The sequence below is a fragment of the Vibrio sp. 2033 genome, assembly GCF_033339735.1.
Map to the genome: position 1 here is coordinate 1 of NZ_JAWOVC010000705.1, position 546 is coordinate 546.

General features: G+C 39.0%; 1 protein-coding gene. It reads right to left on the minus strand.

What is annotated here, in order from left to right; translation table 11 throughout:
- Positions 1-310, minus strand: a 310-nt coding sequence (locus R7P74_RS28620) for a PAS domain S-box protein (RefSeq protein ID WP_318124072.1), incomplete at its 3' end; no start/stop codon positions are given.
- Between the last annotated feature and the right edge of the window lie 236 nt (positions 311-546).

Below are 546 nucleotides of genomic sequence, written 5' to 3' on the forward strand. Positions count from 1 at the left end.
CAAGTACCAGTCTTTCACGTTGTGAGGTTAGACGCTCAAACGTACCGCGTTTATGCTTACCCATTTTTAAGTCATCCCAAAATTGTTGGTATCGAGGGGACTGAACATAGCCTCGGTCACAGAAAATCGAATGATGTTTTCCAACAATCGCTTCTCGTGTGTATCCGACACAAGAAAGAAATAAATCATTTGCATTGAGAATGATGCCTCTCGTATCAAACTCAATCATTGCCATACTATCGGATAAGCCTTTGATGAAGCGACGGTATTCACTTTCTGCTTCTTGGTTTTGAGTTCGCAAGCCAAACATTTTGAATTCCTTTTCTAAATGAGCTTTTCAAGAATTTAGTTATCGCTATTTGTTCGATGTAAGTATTTGTAAATAAAGTTGTCAGTATGTAAATTTAGGCGTACATGTGCATAAAGCAAATGGCAGCAGAGTCAATTTTGTCGCGTTTTTGGCGAATGTTTGATGGCTTTGATTCGCGTTTGGGAAATAACTGTATGCAAAACAAAGGGGTGGAAGGTCACTTCTTCACAAGATGT